We start from the raw sequence: 20,808 nt of genomic DNA, 5'->3' as shown, positions 1-20,808 counted from the left end.
GGTTTCTTATCGATTGGCCCGACCCGGTCAATATCGACCCAGAAAGGTTAAGCACCGTGAGCCGCTTATTAGATGCTGAAGTCACCCGCAGCCCTGCCACGCCCAGAAATCAACGGCGTCAAGCAAGGCCTATCCAACAAAGGTCAGCGCCAGGCTAGCAACCCGACTGTGCAGATAGTTGAAGATCGAACAACCGCCGATCACAACCACCAGTGCGTGGGTTTTAATCAGTAAGGCGCATCGACATCATTCATCGAGACATAGACGGTTTTCATCTCACTGAAGTGATTAATTGCAAGTTTCGAATTCTCGCGCCCTACGCCAGACATTTTTGATCCACCGAATGGTGCCTCGACCGGAGCGAGATTGTAGGTATTGATGTAACAAGTCCCTGCCTCGAATCCAGCCACAATGCGGTGTGCGCGGGTCAAATCGTTGGTAAAGACACCAGCAGCCAGACCGAACTCGGTATCGTTGGCGCGGGCCAGGACCTCTTCTTCGGTATCGAAATCGAGAACCGACATCACCGGTCCAAAAATCTCTTCGCGCGCGATTGCCATGTCATCACTGACGTCGGCAAAGACCGTGGGCTGCATGTAGAAACCATCACTTTCGACTTGTTCGCCGCCATAAATCAATCGTGCGCCTTCGGCCGTGCCTTTTTCGACATAGCCAAGCGCGATATTCATCTGGTTTTCGCTGACCATCGGGCCAAAGTTTACTTCCTCATCCATCGGATCGCCGATCTTCGCAGCGGCGAGGCGTTCGGACAAGCGTGCTAGGAACGCTTCCTTGATACCCTTTTGGACAAACACCCGCGTGCCGTTGGAGCACACCTGCCCCGAGGAATAGAAATTGCCCAAAATTGCACCCGACACGGCGTTTTCGATATTTGCATCGTCGAACACGATCATCGGGGACTTGCCGCCCAACTCCATGGTGACATGTTTCATGCCATCAGCCGCGGCCGCATACACTTTGCGACCCGTTGGAACCGAGCCTGTCAACGAGACTTTGGCCACACGCCGGTCAGTGACCAGGCTGGCGCCGACGTCTCCGTAACCCTGAATCACATTGTAAACGCCTTTGGGCGCCCCGGCCTCGATCAGGATCTCGGCTACCTGCAATGCCGATAGCGGAGTGGTCTCGGACGGTTTGAAGACCATCGTATTTCCACAAGCCAACGCGGGCGCACCCTTCCAGCACGCGATCTGCGTCGGGTAGTTCCACGCGCCGATGCCCACGCAGACGCCCAGTGCCTCGCGGATGGTATAAACGAAATCACCGCCGCCCAAGGGTATATGCTCACCTGTTAGCGACGCGGCCAGACCACCGAAATATTCCAGCGCATCCGCGCCGCTGGTCGCATCGGATACCAGCGTTTCCTGCAAAGGTTTACCCGTGTCATGTGTTTCGATGATTGAAAGCTCACGGTTACGTTCGCGCATGATGTCGGCGGCGCGCCGCAATACCCGGCCCCGTTCGGTCCCCGACATGGCGGCCCAGGCCGCTTGAGCTGTTTTGGCGCTGTTTAGAGCCTTTTCGACGATTGCTGGCGTAGCAGAATGCAGTCGCGCGATGACTTCGCCAGTCGCTGGGTAGATTACGTCGATAGGTGCGCCATTCGTGTCTTCAACATATTCGCCGTTGATAAAGTGGCTGGCCTTTGGCTGAAACTTCATGCCGAGTCCTTTCTGTTCCGAAATCCCCGCTTGCCAAGGGAACACTGTGCGGTGCGGGCCGGTTTATATTTTATTGACTGGCCAGTCAATAATCTGAGTGTTAGCAGTTTATTGCCGAACTCAGCGGGCTTCTCTTGAAATAAAAGGTTAATGTTCTATTTATGTTCTATATAGTCAGAGGATCAACCGATGGCCCAGAACATACGAAAATCCGCCTATGGCGACCCATCAAACGACTATCACCTGCTGCCCGTCACCGACCGGCAGATGCGCTATGCCCGCGCCATTGCGCAGCAAACCGCGCTTGAGATTCCGGTCGAGGCACGGCATGACCGCAAATCCCTGTCAGACTGGATATCAGCCCATAAACCGCAGGATCCGTCGCCCTTTGCAAACTACCCAACCGGCAAGCAGGTCGCCTTTGCCGAGCGCATCTCGCGCAGTAAACGCCGTCCGATCCCGTCCGAGTGTTTCCGCGACAAGCAAATGATGTCGCGCTGGATTGATCAAAACAAATAGACCAGTCTATTTACCGTGATTGCGCGCATAGAGCGCCACCGCAGCCGCGACGAACATGCCCAGCAGGATATAACCCGTCACTGCCTCGGCCGCCGCCAACCCGCGGCACAAGCCTATTGGAGACATGTCGCCATAGCCGACGGTCGTGAAGGTGACGTATGAGAAATACAGGATATCCGCTGGACCGTTAGCCCCGACGACACAACGATCTTCGTACCCGAAAGCCCCGTAAACGGCGGCAAACAGGAATGGAACGACCTGAATAAAGGATACCCCCATCAGAAACAGCATCCGGCGCGGGGATTTCACCTGAGTCACATAGTAGTATGACTGCGACACCATCCAGATCACCAATCCGACTGACGCTGTGGTCCCGATCGTATCGCCTGCGGTACTCTCGTTCAGGCGCGACAGGCCGTACCAGGCAAGAAAGCTGGCCAGGACCAATCCAAACGCCGCCAGCAAGGTGGATTTCCATTCATCCAGAGTTCTGGGCTCGTACGACATTTGCGCTCCGTCTTACTGGTCTGATCGCATCAGGCCTGTTTCCGGCGCGGCCCGCAAGCTGATTTCAGTCAGACCCCAGATGTTCTTCGCCCCTTACACGGGCCAGTTGGATTTGTTTCTGCCGCTCGCGAAAGCGCGCTTTATCCTGTTCTGAGGTTTCGTCGACACATCGATGGCAAGACACGCCATGCTCGTATTCTGGGCGCTTCACATCTTCGGGCAGGATCGGGCGACGGCAACCGTGGCACAGCTTGTGAGGCCCCTCAACCAACCCATGGCCGACCGAAACGCGGTTATCGAATACAAAGCATTCGCCCTGCCACGTGCTGTCCTTGGGCGGCATCTCCTCCAGATAGCGCAGGATACCACCTTTGAGGTGATAGACATCCTCAACCCCCTGCCCAAGCAAATAGTTGGTGGATTTCTCACAGCGGATGCCCCCGGTGCAAAACATGGCAACGCGCTTGTTGTGAAAGCGCTCCTTGTTCTCTTCCCACCAGGCCGGAAAATCGCGAAAACTGGCCGTATTAGGGTCTATTGCACCCTCGAACGTGCCAATCGCAACCTCATAGTCATTGCGCGTGTCGATCACGACGACATCATCCGAGCGGATCAAGTCGTTCCAATCCTCAGGCTCGACATAATTCCCGACACTGGCACGAGGATCGACATCAGGCTGTCCCATGGTGACGATCTCTTTTTTCAGACGCACCTTCATCTTGCCAAAGGGTGGATGGTCCGAGATCGCCTCTTTCCACTCAAGATCGGCACAGCCCGGCAGCGTACGGATATGCGCCAGAACAGCGTCGATACCTGCGCGGGGTCCGGCGATGGTGCCGTTGATCCCTTCTTGCGCCAAAAGCAAAGTCCCTTTGACTGATTGCGCCTGACACAGCTCCTGCAAGGCGGGGCGCAGCGCATCAGGGTCAGGAAAACGCGTGAAATGATATAGAGCAGCAATTGTGTACATGTGCGCGATTTAATGCCCTTGGCAAAAACACACAAGAGACCGCATTGACGATCCACGCAGCGCGCCATACCGATAACGCAACTTAAGGAGGCCGATATGTCCCATGCCCTGCTCGTTATTGATGTTCAGAATGATTTCTGCCCCGGTGGTGCACTGGCGGTAACCGGCGGGGATGAAATCGTCACTCCGATCAACGCAATCATGGATGAATTCGATGCAGTCCTTCTGACACAAGACTGGCATCCGGCTGGGCACTCTTCGTTCGCCAGCTCACATGCGGGCAAATCCCCGTTCGAAATGATCGAAATGCCATACGGCCCGCAGGTTCTGTGGCCTGACCATTGCGTCCAAGGCTCTGATGGTGCTGAGTTTCACCCGGATTTGCGCACCGATGGCGACCTGATCATCCGAAAGGGCTTTCGCAATGCCATTGACAGCTATTCAGCGTTTTTCGAAAATGATCATTCCACCCCCACCGGCCTGAAAGGTTATCTTGAGGCGCGCGGGATCAGTCAGTTGACGATGGTCGGGTTGGCGACGGATTTCTGTGTATATTACTCGGCTGTAGACGCAGCACGACTGGGTTTTGACATCACCGTCAAAACCGACCTGTGTCGCGCCATCGATATGGATGGATCTTTATCCACGGCCGAAAAAGCCATGCGTGAGGCGGGCGTTACATTGGCCTGATGATCAAGGCGCAGCACCTTGCGCTGCCAAAAGCTTCAGCAGGACAAACAAGATCACAGCCAGCCCCAACGCAAAACCCAAGCGCCCAACAAGGGTGCGCCGCTCAGGCCGTGCCGAGCCGGTGCTTGCGGGTTGAACAGGTCGCGTGGGTGGGGACCGGAGCACATGCCCCGGTTTCGCTGCCCGGACATGCGCCAGGAAGTGATGGAAATTAAATTCCCCGCAATATTCGCCCTGAACACCCATGTTCCGAATATTCGCAAAAAGCCGCTTCAGGATTACGAGGCGATTCTCCGAGTCTTCGGGTCGAAAATAACCCGAAGACCGAGTGCCACCCACCGTATCCAGACTAAATCCGGATTCCAGAAATATCCGGCGTATCTTAGGAGAAGCCGCCCGCAAGGCATCCGCAGTCTTGATATTCCTGAACTGCGCCCGCACCGGGGGCCGACCTGTTACCGCCGTGTTCCCATGTTCCGGATCAACTTCATCCGGAGCTATCGCCACTATGTCAAAGTCGTACTCGAGACTCATCCACTACATTCAACCTCTTACCAACCCCAACCCTCACATATGCGTGAAGGATACTCATAATATGCCCGCAATGTGTCTTGTCATGGGCATTGTTACCAATCCGGCGACTCTTGCCAATCAGAGCTCTGATTGATCTAACAAAAGAAATCGCAGGAGGTCCCCATGGTCGACATCGCGACGCGAGTCTACAATCACAAATGGAAAATTGACCCAATTGTGCGGTCTTTAATAGACACAGACTTCTACAAACTGCTGATGTGCCAGTCAGTGTTTCGCAATAAGCCCCAAACAGACGTTGTTTTTTCCCTGATCAACCGGTCGAATCACGTGCCTTTGGCCCGATTGATCGATGAAGGTGAGCTGCGCGAGCAGCTGGATCACATCCGTTCTCTCAGCCTGAGCCGCGGGGAAAGCACCTTTCTGCGGGGCAACACATTCTATGGCAAACGCCAGATGTTCCGGCCCGATTTCATAGAGTGGTTCGAGAACTTACACCTGCCGCCCTACCATCTTGAACGCAAAGGCGATCAGTACGAACTGACATTCGAGGGCAAGTGGCACGAGGTCATGTTATGGGAGATCCCGGCATTGGCCGTCCTGATGGAGCTACGTTCACGAGCCGTGCTCAATGAGATGCGCCGGTTCGAACTTCAGGTACTTTATGCCCAAGCGATGACGCGCGTGTGGGAGAAGATCGCAAAGTTGCGATCAATCAAGGGGCTGAGTATCGCGGATTTCGGCACGCGGCGGCGGCATTCGTTCCTTTGGCAGGACTGGTGTGTTCAGGCCATGATCGAAGGCCTGGGGCCTGCCTTTACCGGCACGTCAAACTGTCTGATCGCGATGCGCCGTGAAGTTGAGGCGATTGGCACAAATGCACATGAACTGCCCATGGTCTATTCCGCATTGGCCGAAGATGATTCCGCGCTTGCGCAGGCACCTTATGATGTCCTCAGCGATTGGCACGAGGAACATGACGGCAATCTGCGCATCATTCTGCCTGATACATACGGCACCAAAGGGTTCTTGGACCGTGCACCTGACTGGTTGGCGGGCTGGACAGGTATACGTATTGACAGCGGCGATCCTGCAACCGGGGCAGAAATCGCAATAGACTGGTGGAAATCACGAGGTGAAGACCCGAGACAGAAACGGATTATCTTCTCGGACGGTTTGGACGTGGAAAATATCCGCGAATTGCATGCTCAGTTCGCGGGTCAGACCAACGTCTCGTTCGGCTGGGGCACGTTGCTGACCAATGACTTCCGAGACCTTGTACCAAATGACGCGCTGGCCCCGTTCTCGCTGGTCTGCAAGGCAGTATCCGCCAATGGTAACCCAACGGTTAAGCTGTCAGACAATCCGGAAAAGGCGATGGGACCAGCCGATCAGATTGAGCGGTACAAACGGGTTTTCAGCGTCGGAGCGCAGAAGGCGATCGAAGTGATCGTCTAATCCGCACTAGCCGTGATAGGCCGCGACCGTCTTCAGCTGTGAGAATCCATAAAGCGCCTCGAACCCCTTTTCGCGGCCGTGGCCAGATTTGCCGACGCCGCCAAAAGGCAGCTCAACGCCGCCACCCGCACCATAGTTGTTGATGAACACTTGCCCCGACTTCAGTCCCTTTGCCAATCGCATCTGGCGTCCGCCGTCGCGAGTCCAGACGCTGGCGACAAGGCCGTAATCAGTATTATTAGCTATTGTTAGAGCCTGTTCTTCGGTCTCAAACGGGATCAAAACCTGCACGGGGCCAAATATCTCATCGCGTGCGAGCACATGATCGGGGGGGACATCAGCAAAGAGTGTGGGTTGAACATAGGCCCCAGCCTCAGTGGCGCTGTCTACGATTTGGCCTTGTCCAGCGACGGTTAGATCCGCACCCTTCTCCAGAAAGCCACCAACGATCTGTTTCTGCCGGTCCGAGATCAATGGCCCAACACGTAGGTCCTGCATTGCAGGTCCCACGGTCAACTGACGGTAGGCCTCGGCCATGCGGGATTTGACCTGTTCATAAACGCCCCGCTGAACCAGTATGCGAGACGAGGCCGAACAAGTCTGACCAGCATTCTGAATGCCCGCATTCACCAAAAAAGGTAGCGCCGCATCCAGATCGGCATCGTCAAAGACCAGTTGTGGGGACTTGCCGCCCAATTCCAGCGTCACTGGGACCACGTTTTTACCTGCCGCTTGCTGAACCAACGCCCCTGTGGCAACCGACCCGGTGAATGAGATATGATCGATGCCCGGATGCGACGACAAAGCCGCACCCGCCTCAGCCCCAAGCCCGGGCACTACATTCAGCGCTCCGGGCGGCAGACCAGCGTCAAGCGCGAGATGGGCAAAGGCCAATGCGGTCAGGCAGGCCTCTTCCGCTGGTTTCAGAACGCAGGCATTACCCATTGCCAGCGCCGCCCCGACTGAACGGCCAATAATCTGCATCGGATAGTTCCACGGAACGATATGGCCCGTCACACCATGCGGCTCGCGCAGCGTGTAAACCGTATAGCCATCGAGATAGGGAATGGTTTCCCCCATTACCTTGTCCGCTGCGCCGCCGTAGAACTCGCAGTATCGCGCCAAGGCAACTGCATCAGCGCGCGCCTGGGTCAGCGGCTTGCCAACATCCATTGCCTCTAGCTGCGCCAAATCATCCACTCGATCCAGTACCAGTTGCCCCAGTCGAGTAAGAATGCGCCCCCGCTCCAACGCTGTCATGCGTCCCCAACCACCATTCCGCGCCGTTTGGGCGGCTTGAACGGCGGCGTCAATATCGGGTTCTGTACCACGGGCGATCTGGCAGATTTCCGAGCCATCAGACGGATTGACCAGCGTTAAAGATTGCGCCGACACGGGGGCTTTCCAATCACCGCCAATCAAGCAGCGACCGGGATTGAACCAGAGAGGGTTGGACATCAGATACTCCTGAATCAGGCTCTAATAAAGTACATTTGGGTCATGCGGCCCCCTGCCCGATCTCTGGCAGGCTGGGTGCCGCATCGATAAGCGTTCTCGTGTAAGGATGCTGCGGCTGGGTGAAGACCTGCTCTGTCTCACCTTGCTCGACAATTTTGCCATCTTGCATCACTAAGACTTTGTCGGTGATCGTTCGAACCACGCTCAGGTCATGGCTGATGAACAGATAGGTCAGATCATAGGTCGCGCAGAGCTCGGCAAGAAGATCAAGGATCTGGGCACGGACCGAGACATCAAGGGCCGAGACCGCCTCATCAAACAGGATCAACTCGGGCTGGATGATCAGAGCGCGGGCAATGGCTATCCGCTGCCTCTGCCCACCCGAGAATTCGTGAACATACCTGCCCGCGTCATCCGGGCTGAGGCCCACCGCAGTAAGCATCTCGGCAATGCGATCCTGCCGATCTGACCCGGTTGGCGGTGTGTCCAGCAGATGGAAAGGTTCGGTGATCAGCCGCGCAACCCTGTGGCGGGGATTGAAGCTGCCATATGGGTCCTGAAAGACCACCTGCATCTTGCGGCGTACCGCCAGATTGGGTTTGTGACCTGTGAATACAGGCTGACCGTCCAAAGAAATCCGGCCCTGTTGCACCTCTTCCAGACCCAATATTGCGCGTGTTAGGGTCGATTTACCGCATCCAGACTCTCCAACCAAACCCAATCGCTCACCCCGGTTCAGGGTAAAGCTGACCTGATCGACCGCCCGATGATGACCGGGCGCATCAAACAAGCGTTTTCGGGGCAGACGGTAATCTCGGACAACATTTTCGACTTCCAGCAAGGGCTGCGGTTCAGGGGATGCAGGCAGATCCACCTGATGGCCAGAGGCTTCGAACAGCATGCGGGTATAGGGGTGCTGCATATTGCGCAACAGATGTTCAGTTGCGCCGGTTTCAACCACTTCCCCATACCGCATAACTACGATCTGGTCCGCCATATCAGCAACCACCGCCAGATCATGGGTGATCATCAACAAGCCCATACCGTATTCCGACACCAGCCCCTTGAGCAGATCGAGGATTTGCGCCTGCGTCGTCACATCGAGCGCTGTCGTAGGCTCATCCGCGATCAGCAGCCGAGGACGTAGCGCAATCGCCATGGCAATTACCACCCGCTGACGCTGGCCACCCGACAACTCGTGCGGATAACGCGTCATCGGATATCGACTGGTCGGCAATCCGACGCGGGCCAACACCTCTTCCGCGCGCGCGCGGGCTTTGGCGGGGGGCATAGCCTTGTGGATCAGGATGGTCTCCATCACCTGATCGCCAATTGTTTTCACCGGGTTCAGAGCGGTCATCGGCTCTTGAAACACCATACCGATCGAAGCGCCTCGCAGCGCGCACCTCTCAACCTCAGGCATGTTCAGCAAGTTCTGACCGTCAAGCTGAAGCGCCCCATCCACTTCGGCGCCATTAGGCAACAGCTGCATCACGGCAAGCGCCGTCATTGATTTACCTGAACCGCTTTCGCCCGTTACAGCCACGATCTGTCCTGGTTCGATTGATAGGTTGATCCGCTTCAGGATCTGTGTGCCGTGAATCGTTAGCGATAGGTCCTTGATCTGCAAAAGGCTCATGCGCGGGCTACCCTTATCCGAGGGTCCAGCCAGTCGCGCAGGCCATCGCCCAACAGGTTCAAACCCAGCACTGTCATGATGATCGCCAAACCCGGAATCAGAGCCAAATGCGGGGCAAAACTGACCATTGTCTGCGCGTCAGCCAGCATTCTGCCCCAACTTGGTGTTGGCGGTTGCGCACCCAGCCCGACATAAGACAGCCCGGCCTCGGCCAGAATACCCAATGAGAACTGGATGGTCCCCTGTACGATCAACAGGTTGGCGACATTGGGCAGGATGTGCTCGGCTGATATCCGTGCCGCGCCTTTGCCCGAAACGCGGGCGGCGAGGATGAATTCGCGCTCCCATAGCGATAGGGCCGCGCCGCGTGTAATGCGGGCAAAAACAGGGATGTTGAAGATACCGATTGCGATAATCGCGTTGATAGCACCGGCTCCAAAGACTGCGGTGATCAAGATGGCGATAACCAGTGAGGGGAAGGCAAAGACCAGATCGTTGCCGCGCATGATGAACTCGTCCAGCCACGACCCTTTGCGCGCAGCGGCTGTCAGACCCAAAGGAACCCCCAACGTCATACCGATCCCAACGGCCACCAATGCCACAGCGATCGACGTGCGCGCGCCGACCATGATCATCGAGAACATGTCACGCCCGAAATGATCTGTACCGAACCAGTTTTGCGCGTTTGGAGGTTGCAGTTTGGCCGGTATGTTCAGCACAGCGTGGTCGTACGGTGTCCAGATAAATGACATCAGGGCCGCCATCAGAACCAGCGAGGACAATGCTGCGCCAAGGATCAGATTACGGCTCACGTCCTGCTCCTCAGCCTTGGGTCGACGGCGGCGTAGGCCAGATCGACCATAAAGTTCACCATGATGACAGCAAAGACCAACAGCATGACAACCGATTCCACCACGATCAGATCGCGGGCCGAGATCGCCTGAAATACAAGCCGCCCAAGGCCGGGCAAATAGAACACCTGTTCAATGATGATCGATCCTGCCAGCAGGAATGAGAACTGCAGCCCGATAATTGTTAGCACTGGGATCAGAGCATTCCGCACCCCGTGTCGCCAGAGCGCCTGACGATGCGAAAGGCCCTTGGCGCGCGCGGTGCGCATGAAATCCTCGGACAGAATGTCCAACAGGGCCGATCGCATGACCCGTGCAAGGATCGCCGCTTGCGGTAGGGCGAGAGCGATGGCCGGTAGGGTCAGAGAACGCAAACCTGTCCAAAGGCCGTTTTCCCAGCCCGCGAACCCTCCGGCATTGAACCAGCGCAAATTGATCGCGAAGACCAGCACCAGCATCATAGCAAACCAGAAGTTCGGCACTGCGATCCCGAGTTGGGTCGCACCCATGACAGCCACATCACCCGGTTTGCCGCGGCGTGCGGCTGCGTAGATACCAGCGGGAAAGGCGATCAGAGTCGACAAGGTCAACGCATAGATAGCTAGCGGCAATGAGACCCACATCCGATCCGCAATCATCTGCGATACTGGTGTGCGATAGGTATAGGACGTGCCGAAATCCCCCACCAGCATCCCACCGACCCAGTTGAAATACCGTTCGGCCTTCGAGACATCGAGGCCTAACTCGGCCCGGAGTGCAGCCAAAGTATCGGCTTGCGCGTTTACGCCCAACATGAACGACGCCGGATCGCCGGGCGCAATCTCGATCACCACAAAGATGACGACCGAGGCGACGGCCAGACTCAGGATTAGCGACAGCAGACGTTTGAGGGCATAGCGTAGCATTGGTAACAGGTTAAGTGTGCGGATCGCAGGGGTCCAGCACCTACTTATAGGCCTGGCGTTCGTCCCCGATCAGGTTGATGGCGCAGGCCGAAAGCTCGGCGGCAGGTTCGGTATCGGACAGCCATTCAAGGTTGGTCTCGGTGCGCGCCAACACAGCGCGACGAAGGACCATCAACCTGGCACGCGGGCTATCCAGAAATTCCGCTTGTGGAATGACCGATTCAAGCGGGCTGTCGATGCGGATAGCCTCGAAATACCCACCGGACAGCGCCAGAAATGCAAAGGCGCAATTGGGTGCTTCATCGGCGCAAAGTTCGGTGCAAAGCTGCGCGATGGGTCGGGTTGAAGCCGAATTCATCAGCCAGTCTTCAACAGCCGGTCGCCACGGGTTGTCAGAAGATACATCGCCATACCCCAACCCAAGCGCCAGCAGGCCTGCCATGCCCAACGCCTGATCCGTAATCGGGTCAATCGGATCAGGTTGAATATGGCGCAGCGCTGCAAGGCCGTCCCCGCGTGGCTCAGGATTCTCGGACAGATAAGTCAGATAGGGCTTTAGGTCGCTCATGACCTGATCATCGGCTAGCAACGTCTCACGCATATTCGCATCGCCATATAGCGCGATGATGCGTGTAGGGTAGTCGGTGGCCTGATGTTCACCAAAAGCGTTGAGTTTTGTGATCAGATCAAGATCGGGCTCTGGGCGCTTGGACTGCAGCAAAGCTTGAGCCAGCCCATTTCCAGCGCGCGCCTCAACCGTCAACCACGGCAGACCAAATGCCGACCAATCCTTTTGGCGAAATAACTCGCGCGATTGATCAGGTCCAAGCGACTGACGATAAGGCGATGGCCCCAAGTCGGATGTTTCGATCCGCCCCAGCAGCAAGCGTGCTTCTACGTCACCGTCGGCTGCAAGTTCCGACAGCATCGGCAGGGCTTGCATATCGTCGCCCTGCAGCCACAACGCGACGGCCTGTTCAAGCGAAGACTCGGCCCGAACAGCAGGCACAACAACAATCTGCGTCGCAATTGCAAGTGCGACGAGGACTGGCCTGATCATGCGCGGGCCTCCTTTAGCTTATTCGTCCCAACTGATCGCAGTCAGGTCGATTGCAGCTGTGGGTGCATTTACCCAAAGCCCCTGCACCCCAGCCTTAGCCACGCCAAGCTTGGCAAGCTGGAACAGATAGCCGTTGACGTAGTCGGTTGATATCAGGCGCTGCGCCTCTCCCAGCAAACGGGTACGTTCATCAGGGTCCGTGGTCGAATTCAGCGTATTCATCAAAGCCTGAAAATCAGTGCTGTCATATTGGAAGTAATAGTCGGGGCGCGCATAGATGCCGATATCCATCGGTTCGGTATGGCTGACAATGGTCAGGCCGAATTCCTTGCCCTTGAACACGCTTTCCAACCACTGCGCCCATTCTACATTGATGATCTCGGCAGTGATGCCAACTTCGGACAGTTGGGCAGCTATGATCTCACCACCGCGCCGGGCATAAGACGGCGGCGGCAGGTGTAGCGTGGTCTCGAACCCGTCAGGAAATCCAGCCTCTGCCAAAAGCGCCTTGGCTTGTTCGGGATCGTAGGCAGAATCTCCCGTCAGATCGACGTAAGCCGGGTTGTGCGGTGCGAAATGGGTGCCGATGGGCGTGCCATAGCCAAACATCGCACCGTCGATGATAGCCTGCCGATCAATCGCATGGGCCAAGGCTTGTCGCACCAGAATATCATCAAACGGGGCTTGTTTATTGTTGGTCGACAAAATGGTTTCACCTTCAGTCGAGCCGACAAGGAGCTGAAAGCGCGGATCGGCTTCAAACTGCGGCAGGTTCTCGGGCGCAGGGAAGTTGTCGAATACATCCACATCCTCGGCCATCATTGCGGCAAAGGCAGCTGTCGGATCCGAGATAAATTTGAACGTTGCAGTCTCTAACGCAGGCTGTTCACCCCAATAATCAGGGTTGCGATTTAGGGTGATGCTGTCCCCCTGGACCCAATCCGCAAAGGTAAACGCACCCGTACCAACCGGGTTGGTTTTGATGTTCTCGATACTTTCAGGGGCAACAATTACCGCATCACCCCAAGCCAGGTTGAATAGGAAATTGCCGTTTGGTTCTTTCAACGTCACCCGAACGGTCAGAGGGTCCACGACCTCGACCGTCTCGATCCCTGCAAACAAAGCCTTCTGCGCATTGGCGCTATCTTCGGCGGTGGCACGGTCCAGGCTGAACTTGACGTCCTCGGCATCCATTGTTGAGCCGTCATGGAAGGTCACGCCATCGCGCAGTTTGAACGTGTACACGGTGCCATCTTCTGAGATTTCCCAGCTTTCGGCCAACCCGGGAACGACCGATCCGTCCCCCATGAAACGGGTCAGACCCTCGAAGATATTGGTGTACACCACCGAATCAATGGCTTGCGCGGCAGCACTGGTCGGGTCCAGGTGCGGTGGCTCAAGCTGCATGGCGATAGTGATATCCGATTTGGCCAAAGCCTGTGTGGCAAACAGGCTGGCACCAAGGGCCAAGGCCGACGCGAACGAGCGAAAGCGCTGCTTTGTCATGAAAATCTCTCCCCACATTGTACGATATTCCGCTGATTGCGGATCGTTCTGAGACCAATCCTGCCAGAAACCCCGGGTCAATCAAGGGATTGTTGGCGCAACCGGGGTTTCTTTGCGTTTGCCGCATCTGCTATGCCGCACTGCAACATGAACCCTGTGAGGAGTGATCATGAGCGCCACCGCCCGCAAGAAAGCCCCGAACGCACAGGATATCCGCGCCCAAAAAGGCCGCGTTCCTCTGGTCTCGCTGACCGCGTATACCACGCCGATGGCCCGGTTGATGGATGCGTATTGCGACTTTGTCCTGGTGGGTGACAGCGTCGGCATGGTGCTGCATGGGCTGACCTCGACCCTTGGGGTGACCATGGACATGATGATCATGCATGGTCAGGCCGTTGCCCGCGGTCTGGACAAGGCAATGATGGTGATCGACATGCCTTTCGCCAGCTACGAGCACGATCCGGCGCAGGCCTTTCGCAACGCTGCACGCCTGATGGCCGAAACAGGCGCAGGGGCGGTAAAGCTGGAAGGCGGTGTCGAGATGGCGGAAACCATTCGCTTTCTGGTGCAACGCGGCATCCCGGTAATGGCGCATATCGGCCTGACACCGCAATCGATCAACACATTGGGGGGCTACAAGGTTCAGGGCCGTGCCGATCAGGCCCAGGCCGTGTTGGCCGACGCGCATGCTGTTACCGAAGCGGGTGCATTTTCCGTCGTGTTAGAGAAGGTTCCACAAGGATTGGCTGACCGGATTACTTCTGAAATCGAGATCCCCACCATCGGCATTGGCGCCTCGGCCGGGTGCGACGGGCAAATTCTGGTGGTGGATGACATGCTGGGCTTTTTCACTGCGTTCAAACCGAAATTCGTCAAACGCTATGCCGATCTCGGGCCACTGGCCGAAGCCGCAATTGCGGAATACGCCGCCGAAGTGCGTGCGCGCAGCTTTCCGGCAGACGAACATGTCTTTGCCGATACTGCCCCCGTCAAAGGCCCTAAAACATGACCGCGCCTATTCTGCGCCGGTTGGCGGTTCTTCGCGCTCTGACACATGAATGGCACAAACAGGGTGAGGTAATTGGCGTCGTCCCCACCATGGGGGCGCTACATCAGGGACATCTATCCCTGGCGGAGGCTGCGAAGTCGGCATGCGACCGGGTGATTGTGACGATCTTCGTGAACCCCAAACAATTCAACAACCCTGAAGACCTCGCCAATTATCCACGCACTGAACAGGACGACGCGGAAAAGCTGGTGCCCTATGATATCGACGCGATTTACGTGCCCGCCCCGGATGAAATCTACCCTGAAGGGTTTGCGACAACAGTCTCTGTCTCGGGCCTGACTGATGTCATGGAGGGTGAATTCCGCCCGGGTCATTTCGACGGTGTGGCAACCGTAGTCGCCAAACTGTTCCAGCAAACGCAAGCAGATCGAGCCTATTTCGGCGAAAAAGACTATCAGCAACTTATGATCGTCCGTCGGATGGCACGCGATCTTGACATCCCGATCGAGGTGGTTGGTTGCCCCACTATACGCGAAGCCTCGGGTCTTGCGATGTCGTCGCGCAATCAACAGCTGTCGGACAACGGTCTGGCAATTGCAGCCGAAAAACACCGCATCATGCGCGCGCTTGTTCAAGCTCTGGAGAATGGCGAAGCGTTTGGCGCGTTGGTTCCAAAGGCGCAGGCCGATCTATTGACTGCCGGGTTCAGCAATGTCGAGTACCTGCAGTTGCGCTGCGCCGAAACTTTGGAGCCTTTGACCCACGCCAATCGCCCCGCGCGGCTGTTTGCGGCGGCTTGGGCAGATGGTGTGCGGTTGATCGACAATCTGTTGGTTTCATCTGGCTGAATTCCCCTCTGGCAGGGTTGACGGTGTTTGCGCTAAAGTCCTGCAAAACCTAAGTGGGAGGGGCACAGGCATGACCTATATTCTGGCAATCGATCAGGGCACCACATCGTCTCGTGCGATCCTGTTCGACGCGCAAATGCAGCGCGTCGGCACCGCACAGCGAGAGTTTACGCAGCATTTCCCGCAAGAGGGCTGGGTGGAACATGACGCTGAGGAAATCTGGGATAGCGTTCTGACCGTTTGCCGCGATGCTCTGGAAACAACCGGTGTGTCCGCTTCCCAGATCGCCGGAATTGGGATCACCAATCAGCGCGAAACCACCGTGATCTGGGACAAAGCCACCGGTGCCCCGATCCACAGCGCGATTGTCTGGCAAGACCGCCGTACCGCGGAGATTTGTGAAGAGCTTCGCAAAGCAGGGTGCGAAGATGATGTGACAGCGCAAACCGGGCTACTGCTGGATCCGTATTTTTCTGGCACCAAAGTCAAATGGCTGCTTGATTCCGTGCCTGGCGCGCGTGATCGCGCCGCCGCCGGAGAGCTGCTGTTCGGCACAATCGACACCTTTCTGATCTGGCGACTGACCGAAGGCCGCGTGCACGCCACCGATGCCACCAATGCGGCCCGCACATTGCTGTTCGACATTCACAAGGGGCAATGGAGCAGCGAGATTTGCGATTTGTTGGATATCCCACAGGCCATACTGCCTGATGTGCGGGATTGTGCGGCAGATTTTGGATCAACCTCACTGTTCGGCGGCGGCATTCCGATTCTTGGTGTGGCCGGGGATCAGCAAGCCGCCACAATCGGGCAGGCCTGTTTCCAGCCCGGTATGATGAAATCCACCTATGGCACTGGCTGTTTCGCGCTGCTTAATACCGGTACGCAGCCGGTGGAATCGAAGAACCGTCTGCTTACCACCATTGCCTATCAGTTGGATGGGCAGAAAACCTATGCGCTTGAGGGCTCGATCTTCATCGCAGGTGCGGCAGTGCAATGGTTGCGCGACGCGTTGCAGATTATCGAGGCCGCGCCACAAAGCGGTGAGCTGGCCGCGCAAGCCGATCCAAACCAGCATGTTGTGCTTGTGCCTGCGTTCACCGGGTTGGGCGCACCCTACTGGAAACCCGATTGCCGAGGCGCAATCTTTGGCCTGACCCGCAATTCCGGCCGCGCCGAAATCGCGCGCGCCACTCTGGAAAGCATCGCGTTCCAAACCCGTGACCTGTGGCATGCGATGCAGGGCGATTGGGGGGCCGAAGCTCACGTGATCCTGCGCGTCGACGGCGGGATGAGCGCGTCGGATTGGGCGATGCAGGGGCTTTCAGATATTCTGGGCGCTCCGGTCGACCGCCCGGTGATGCAGGAAACCACCGCGCTTGGTGCCGCATGGCTGGCGGGGATGAAAGCAGGTGTCTATCCGGATCAGGCAGGATTCGCCGAGACCTGGGATCTGGACCGCCGGTTTGAGCCCACGAAAGGCGAAGCCGACCGAAACGCGGCTTATGCGCGCTGGCAACGGGCAGTTCAGGCGACCATGGCCTTCTAACTGTGGTCCTTCATCAAACGCTGTTTCTGTCGTGACCAATCCCGCTTGGCTTGCGTTTCACGCTTGTCGTGTAGCTTCTTGCCCTTGGCGATGCCGATCTTCAGCTTCGCCCGGCCTTTGTGATTGAAGTACAGAACCAGCGGCACAAGCGTCATGCCCTTGCGTTGGGTCGCATTCCACAGGTTTGACAGTTCCTTACGCGACACCAGCAGCTTGCGGCGACGACGTTCTTCGTGCTTGAAAACCTTCGCCTGTTCGTAAGGCGCGATATAACAGTTGATCAGCCACAGCTCTCCGTCATCAACGGACGCATAGCTTTCAGCGATGTTCGACCCACCCGCACGCAGGGATTTGACCTCGGACCCCTCCAAAATGAGACCGCACTCGAGATCGTCCTCGATTGCATAATCGAAGCGCGCGCGCCGGTTTTCGGCGATAACTTTGTAATTCGGGTCTGTCTTCTGCTTGGCCATGACGCGTTGATGTAGGCCGCTTGCGCGCGCCTTGCAAGGCAGGGTTACGAATTGGCCGAGATTATCAGGTCAGGGCCAAAGATCGTGTCCGCGTGGTTGTGCAAATAAATCTTGAGCCACGGCGTAAAACGGTCAGGGTGGCGCTTAACCTCGGCCAGCAGATCATGATAGTCGACCCAGCGAATATCCATCACTTCATCTGGATTAGGCTCGATTTGTAATGATCCACGCACATGGGCCAGAAAGACATCGACCACCTCGTTCTCGACAAGCCCGTTGCCGACATCTGCGTGATATTCCAACCGGTGCCGATATTCGGGGTATAGCCCGGTGATACCCAGCTCCTCGCGCAGGCGGCGAACTGCACAATGCGACGCGCTTTCGTTCCATTCCGGATGGGTGCAACAGGTATTCGCCCAGAGACCCGGCGTATGGTATTTTCCCATCGCCCTGCGTTGCAGCAATATCTCGGTCCCACGCACGACGAAGACCGATACCGCCTTATGCTTCAGGCCTTTTTCATGTGCCTCCAGCTTATCAACCGGGGTCAATTCGCCCTCAACCCAAGCCGGGATCAAGATTCCCATCTGTCGTCTCCTGTTGGCAATCTCCGGTGCGCGCGGCCTTCCCGGTTTTTTCCCAGCGTGACGTTGAATGAGGCATCAATCAATCGCACGAAAGGCCGCAGGGGCTGCGGCCTTTTGTACTTTGTCATGGTTTTATTGGGCAGAGTTACTCGCCAGAAACACTCGCGATATAGGCGTAAACGTCTTCGCCGCCCTTCTTCAGTTTGAAGGTCATTTTCGACTTGGCCGAGGTTTCACCCAGATATTCCTTCAAAAACGCCTTGGGGTCTTGCGCATAGGCCACAAAGGTCTCTTCATCCCAGACCAGTCCGTTTTCACCCGCCGCCACGATGCTGTCACCGTATTTGAAACCTTCTTCTGTCCCAGCGGTACGGCCCGCGATGCCATAAAGGTTCGGGCCGGTCTTGCCGCCTTTGACGATCACCTCACCGGCAGGATCAGCGATCATGTGGCAGGATTTGCATTTGTTGAAAGCTTTCTTGCCAGCTTCAGCGTCACCTTCAGCATAGGCTGGAAGGGCCAGCAGGCAGGCAATTGCGGTGGCGAGGATACGATTCATAGCTTTTGCTCCGATACGAATTGGCTGCACAGAAAGGACCTCTGGCGCAGCAGAGAGTCAACGCGCAGATTGCCGCGCGATGGCACTGTGTCACAGCCAAGATCAGTTCGTCCTTAACTTAAGTCATGTACGGCTGACCAGCAGGGCAGAAGATCGCCTGCACTGGGTGACGCCAGATAGACGGCCCGTGCGATGGCGCGGGCCAGACAGATCGAGGCCGCATGACCAATCATGGTCAGGGCGCCTTCATCTACACGTCGCGCACCGGTGCTGATACCGAACACGAGGTCTCCGTCCCCTGGGGTATGCGCTGGCACAATCGCACGGGCAATGCCGTCATGGGCTGCCACTGCAAGCCGATGACATTGTGGCTTGGACAAGGCCGCATCGGTCGCAACCACCGCAATCGTCGTATTTCCTTGATCTGGCGGGGCTTTATGCATGGCCGCCGCTTTACGACTGGCTTGAACGCGCCCGAGCCCGGAGGTCGGGTCTGGCCCCAGCCCACCGAATTCGTTGCCAATCTCAAAGGGTGCCGCCCAGAAATGCCGATCACCCGGCGTCGTGACACTGCCCAAAGGGTTGGCAGCGACCAGCGCGCCGACCATTGTACCATTCTCCAGTACCAATGATGCAGAGCCCAGCCCCCCTTTCTGCATCGCCGACAAGGCGCCCACACCTGCGCCTGCTGTGCCAAGATCAAAATGCTGTGAGGCCGATAGATATGCGGCCTTTCCCAACGCGCGATAGGGGTTTTCGATCCAGTTTTTGTCACCACCATTAAGCAGATCGAACAGAATCGCGCCGGGTATAATGGGGACGATTGCCTGACCTACCTGAAAGCCTCGGCCCTCGGCCCGCATCGCGTCGGATACCCCTGAACAGGCATCCAGTCCAAAAGCCGACCCGCCCGACAGCGCGATCGCATCTACCCGGTCAACGGATTTGTCGGGCGCCAACAAATCGGTTTCCCGCGTTCCCGGTGCGCCCCCCATTACATGGACAGAAGCAACAAAGGGTTTGTCCGCCGTCAGAACAGTTGTGCCCGATTTCAACGCCTCGTCCTGCGCGTTGCCGACCTTCAGGCCTGGGACATCGGTAATCAGGTTTTTGGATCCAGGAGTCATCGAAACCTCCGACGTTGGGCAGGGAAGCGCGCTTGGGCGCGCTGCCTCTGGCGGAGATATTTTTGGCCAGATGAAGTCCGGATCAAATGCATCGGCCCCCGTCCACCTCGAGCGCGGTGCCCGTAATCATACTGGCTTCGTCCGAGCACAGGAAACAGGCGGCATTGGCCATATCTTCGGGGGTCGAGAAGCGACCCAATGGGATGGTCGATAGGAATTTGGCGCGGATTTCGGGGGTATCCTCACCCATGAAGGACTTCAACAGGGGTGTTTCGCCGGCCACCGGACAGATCGCGTTCACGCGTACACCTGATGGGGCAAGCTCGACCGCCATGGTCTTGGTTGCTGTGATCATCCAACCTTTGGAGGCATTGTACCAATTGAGATTGGGCCGCGGTGACAACCCAGCTGTCGAGGCCACATTCAGGACCGCGCCTGACCCCTGTGCTTTCATCTGCGGTATGAAAGCGCGCGCGGTCAGGTAGACCGATTTCATGTTCACGGCGAAAACCCGATCAAAGTCATCTTCACTGACGTCTTCAAGCGGTGTCGGCACGTGGGTCACGCCTGCATTGTTTACCAGAATATCCAGGTGTCCAAAAACCTCAGCTGCAACATTTGCCATAGACTGAACAGAAGCCGCGTCCGAGACATCAACCTGCTGAGGAATGGCATTTGCCCCCAATGCGGCGGCCATGTCGCGGGCGGCATCGCCATTGATATCGGCAATCATCACGCGCGCGCCTTCGGAAAGGAACTTTTGCGCAATCCCCGCCCCAAACCCGGATGCACCACCAGTCACGATCGCGGATTTTCCTTCAAGCCTCATGACCTTACCTCCCCTGCGTCTTACGGTGGCAGAGTAGCAACGTGCAAAGAA

21 protein-coding genes are annotated in these 20,808 nt (G+C 56.9%); 6 read left to right on the top strand and 15 right to left on the bottom strand.

Annotated features, from left to right (window positions below):
- Positions 1–227 precede the first annotated feature (227 nt).
- Complete coding sequence (betB, locus tag Q1B46_RS15655) at positions 228–1,682, bottom strand: betaine-aldehyde dehydrogenase (protein WP_299949346.1); 1,455 nt, start codon at positions 1,680–1,682, stop codon at positions 228–230.
- Between the two features lie 189 nt (positions 1,683–1,871).
- On the opposite strand from betB, the gene Q1B46_RS15650 reads away from it, so the two are divergent.
- Positions 1,872–2,201 (top strand): hypothetical protein, encoded by a 330-nt coding sequence (locus Q1B46_RS15650; protein WP_299949344.1) that lies wholly within the window; start codon positions 1,872–1,874, stop codon positions 2,199–2,201.
- A 6-nt stretch (positions 2,202–2,207) separates the two neighbouring features.
- Here Q1B46_RS15650 and Q1B46_RS15645 read toward each other — a convergent pair whose 3' ends face one another.
- Entirely contained in the window at positions 2,208–2,708 is a 501-nt protein-coding gene (locus Q1B46_RS15645; RefSeq protein ID WP_299949342.1) for a potassium channel family protein, read from the bottom strand.
- A 64-nt stretch (positions 2,709–2,772) separates the two neighbouring features.
- Complete coding sequence (locus Q1B46_RS15640; protein WP_299949340.1) at positions 2,773–3,678, bottom strand: rhodanese-related sulfurtransferase; 906 nt, start codon at positions 3,676–3,678, stop codon at positions 2,773–2,775.
- A gap of 96 nt (positions 3,679–3,774) precedes the next feature.
- Here Q1B46_RS15640 and pncA point away from each other — a divergent pair, with 96 nt between their 5' ends.
- A complete protein-coding gene (gene pncA, locus Q1B46_RS15635; RefSeq protein ID WP_299949338.1) occupies positions 3,775–4,368 on the top strand; it encodes a bifunctional nicotinamidase/pyrazinamidase in 594 nt (197 codons plus the stop codon).
- A gap of 3 nt (positions 4,369–4,371) precedes the next feature.
- Here the strand turns inward: pncA and Q1B46_RS15630 are convergent, their stop codons facing one another.
- On the bottom strand, positions 4,372–4,902 hold the full coding sequence (locus Q1B46_RS15630; protein ID WP_299949336.1) for a hypothetical protein: 531 nt from the start codon (positions 4,900–4,902) through the stop codon (positions 4,372–4,374).
- A gap of 162 nt (positions 4,903–5,064) precedes the next feature.
- On the opposite strand from Q1B46_RS15630, the gene pncB reads away from it, so the two are divergent.
- The gene (gene pncB, locus Q1B46_RS15625; RefSeq protein ID WP_299949334.1) at positions 5,065–6,357 is read left to right on the top strand and encodes a nicotinate phosphoribosyltransferase; all 1,293 of its coding nucleotides are present in this window, start codon (positions 5,065–5,067) and stop codon (positions 6,355–6,357) included.
- 6 nt (positions 6,358–6,363) lie between these two features.
- Here pncB and Q1B46_RS15620 read toward each other — a convergent pair whose 3' ends face one another.
- Genes Q1B46_RS15620 through Q1B46_RS15595 form a run of 6 tightly spaced genes read right to left on the bottom strand, consistent with a single transcriptional unit; the run spans position 6,364 to position 13,776 of the window.
- On the bottom strand, positions 6,364–7,815 hold the full coding sequence (locus Q1B46_RS15620) for an aldehyde dehydrogenase family protein (RefSeq protein ID WP_299949332.1): 1,452 nt from the start codon (positions 7,813–7,815) through the stop codon (positions 6,364–6,366).
- 40 nt (positions 7,816–7,855) lie between these two features.
- The gene (locus Q1B46_RS15615) at positions 7,856–9,454 is read right to left on the bottom strand and encodes a dipeptide ABC transporter ATP-binding protein (RefSeq protein WP_299949330.1); all 1,599 of its coding nucleotides are present in this window, start codon (positions 9,452–9,454) and stop codon (positions 7,856–7,858) included.
- Positions 9,451–10,266: an ABC transporter permease gene (locus Q1B46_RS15610; protein ID WP_299949328.1), complete on the bottom strand. Its 816-nt coding sequence runs from the start codon at positions 10,264–10,266 to the stop codon at positions 9,451–9,453. Before Q1B46_RS15610 ends, Q1B46_RS15615 begins: the two co-directional genes overlap by 4 nt.
- A complete protein-coding gene (locus tag Q1B46_RS15605; RefSeq protein ID WP_299949326.1) occupies positions 10,263–11,210 on the bottom strand; it encodes an ABC transporter permease in 948 nt (315 codons plus the stop codon). The genes Q1B46_RS15610 and Q1B46_RS15605 overlap by 4 nt, the downstream gene beginning before the upstream one ends.
- A gap of 40 nt (positions 11,211–11,250) precedes the next feature.
- Positions 11,251–12,270: a hypothetical protein gene (locus Q1B46_RS15600; RefSeq protein WP_299949324.1), complete on the bottom strand. Its 1,020-nt coding sequence runs from the start codon at positions 12,268–12,270 to the stop codon at positions 11,251–11,253.
- 18 nt (positions 12,271–12,288) lie between these two features.
- Positions 12,289–13,776: an ABC transporter substrate-binding protein gene (locus Q1B46_RS15595; protein ID WP_299949322.1), complete on the bottom strand. Its 1,488-nt coding sequence runs from the start codon at positions 13,774–13,776 to the stop codon at positions 12,289–12,291.
- 169 nt (positions 13,777–13,945) lie between these two features.
- Here Q1B46_RS15595 and panB point away from each other — a divergent pair, with 169 nt between their 5' ends.
- The 3 genes from panB to glpK all read left to right on the top strand — a co-directional run bounded on the left by panB (position 13,946) and on the right by glpK (position 17,182).
- Entirely contained in the window at positions 13,946–14,785 is an 840-nt protein-coding gene (gene panB / locus Q1B46_RS15590; RefSeq protein ID WP_299949321.1) for a 3-methyl-2-oxobutanoate hydroxymethyltransferase, read from the top strand.
- On the top strand, positions 14,782–15,633 hold the full coding sequence (gene panC / locus Q1B46_RS15585) for a pantoate--beta-alanine ligase (RefSeq protein WP_299949319.1): 852 nt from the start codon (positions 14,782–14,784) through the stop codon (positions 15,631–15,633). The genes panB and panC overlap by 4 nt, the downstream gene beginning before the upstream one ends.
- 70 nt (positions 15,634–15,703) lie before the next feature.
- Positions 15,704–17,182 carry a glycerol kinase GlpK gene (gene glpK / locus Q1B46_RS15580; protein WP_299949317.1) on the top strand — a complete coding sequence of 493 codons (1,479 nt, stop codon included), beginning with the start codon at positions 15,704–15,706 and terminating at the stop codon, positions 17,180–17,182.
- On the opposite strand, the gene smpB is transcribed toward glpK, so the two are convergent.
- The 5 genes from smpB to Q1B46_RS15555 all read right to left on the bottom strand — a co-directional run bounded on the left by smpB (position 17,179) and on the right by Q1B46_RS15555 (position 20,757).
- Positions 17,179–17,655 (bottom strand): SsrA-binding protein SmpB, encoded by a 477-nt coding sequence (smpB, locus tag Q1B46_RS15575; RefSeq protein WP_299661898.1) that lies wholly within the window; start codon positions 17,653–17,655, stop codon positions 17,179–17,181. The genes glpK and smpB overlap by 4 nt on opposite strands.
- A 44-nt stretch (positions 17,656–17,699) precedes the next feature.
- Complete coding sequence (gene idi / locus Q1B46_RS15570) at positions 17,700–18,242, bottom strand: isopentenyl-diphosphate Delta-isomerase (protein ID WP_299949315.1); 543 nt, start codon at positions 18,240–18,242, stop codon at positions 17,700–17,702.
- Between the two features lie 145 nt (positions 18,243–18,387).
- On the bottom strand, positions 18,388–18,801 hold the full coding sequence (locus Q1B46_RS15565; protein WP_299949313.1) for a c-type cytochrome: 414 nt from the start codon (positions 18,799–18,801) through the stop codon (positions 18,388–18,390).
- A 113-nt stretch (positions 18,802–18,914) separates the two neighbouring features.
- Positions 18,915–19,928: a P1 family peptidase gene (locus Q1B46_RS15560; protein WP_299949311.1), complete on the bottom strand. Its 1,014-nt coding sequence runs from the start codon at positions 19,926–19,928 to the stop codon at positions 18,915–18,917.
- Positions 19,929–20,010: 82 nt separating this feature from the next.
- A complete protein-coding gene (locus Q1B46_RS15555; protein WP_299949309.1) occupies positions 20,011–20,757 on the bottom strand; it encodes an SDR family oxidoreductase in 747 nt (248 codons plus the stop codon).
- Positions 20,758–20,808 lie beyond the last annotated feature (51 nt).

This window comes from uncultured Ruegeria sp. (assembly GCF_947500045.1).
Taxonomy (GTDB): domain Bacteria; phylum Pseudomonadota; class Alphaproteobacteria; order Rhodobacterales; family Rhodobacteraceae; genus Ruegeria.
This window is presented reverse-complemented; position numbering and strand designations above follow the sequence as displayed.

Coding starts and splice junctions, on each gene's coding strand:
- betB (WP_299949346.1), bottom strand. CDS start 1,682: ATGAAGTTTCAGCCAAAGGCCAGCCACTTTATCAACGGCGAATATGTT.
- Q1B46_RS15650 (WP_299949344.1), top strand. CDS start 1,872: ATGGCCCAGAACATACGAAAATCCGCCTATGGCGACCCATCAAACGAC.
- Q1B46_RS15645 (WP_299949342.1), bottom strand. CDS start 2,708: ATGTCGTACGAGCCCAGAACTCTGGATGAATGGAAATCCACCTTGCTG.
- Q1B46_RS15640 (WP_299949340.1), bottom strand. CDS start 3,678: ATGTACACAATTGCTGCTCTATATCATTTCACGCGTTTTCCTGACCCT.
- pncA (WP_299949338.1), top strand. CDS start 3,775: ATGTCCCATGCCCTGCTCGTTATTGATGTTCAGAATGATTTCTGCCCC.
- Q1B46_RS15630 (WP_299949336.1), bottom strand. CDS start 4,902: ATGAGTCTCGAGTACGACTTTGACATAGTGGCGATAGCTCCGGATGAA.
- pncB (WP_299949334.1), top strand. CDS start 5,065: ATGGTCGACATCGCGACGCGAGTCTACAATCACAAATGGAAAATTGAC.
- Q1B46_RS15620 (WP_299949332.1), bottom strand. CDS start 7,815: ATGTCCAACCCTCTCTGGTTCAATCCCGGTCGCTGCTTGATTGGCGGT.
- Q1B46_RS15615 (WP_299949330.1), bottom strand. CDS start 9,454: ATGAGCCTTTTGCAGATCAAGGACCTATCGCTAACGATTCACGGCACA.
- Q1B46_RS15605 (WP_299949326.1), bottom strand. CDS start 11,210: ATGCTACGCTATGCCCTCAAACGTCTGCTGTCGCTAATCCTGAGTCTG.
- Q1B46_RS15600 (WP_299949324.1), bottom strand. CDS start 12,270: ATGATCAGGCCAGTCCTCGTCGCACTTGCAATTGCGACGCAGATTGTT.
- Q1B46_RS15595 (WP_299949322.1), bottom strand. CDS start 13,776: ATGACAAAGCAGCGCTTTCGCTCGTTCGCGTCGGCCTTGGCCCTTGGT.
- panB (WP_299949321.1), top strand. CDS start 13,946: ATGAGCGCCACCGCCCGCAAGAAAGCCCCGAACGCACAGGATATCCGC.
- panC (WP_299949319.1), top strand. CDS start 14,782: ATGACCGCGCCTATTCTGCGCCGGTTGGCGGTTCTTCGCGCTCTGACA.
- glpK (WP_299949317.1), top strand. CDS start 15,704: ATGACCTATATTCTGGCAATCGATCAGGGCACCACATCGTCTCGTGCG.
- smpB (WP_299661898.1), bottom strand. CDS start 17,655: ATGGCCAAGCAGAAGACAGACCCGAATTACAAAGTTATCGCCGAAAAC.
- idi (WP_299949315.1), bottom strand. CDS start 18,242: ATGGGAATCTTGATCCCGGCTTGGGTTGAGGGCGAATTGACCCCGGTT.
- Q1B46_RS15565 (WP_299949313.1), bottom strand. CDS start 18,801: ATGAATCGTATCCTCGCCACCGCAATTGCCTGCCTGCTGGCCCTTCCA.
- Q1B46_RS15560 (WP_299949311.1), bottom strand. CDS start 19,928: ATGACTCCTGGATCCAAAAACCTGATTACCGATGTCCCAGGCCTGAAG.
- Q1B46_RS15555 (WP_299949309.1), bottom strand. CDS start 20,757: ATGAGGCTTGAAGGAAAATCCGCGATCGTGACTGGTGGTGCATCCGGG.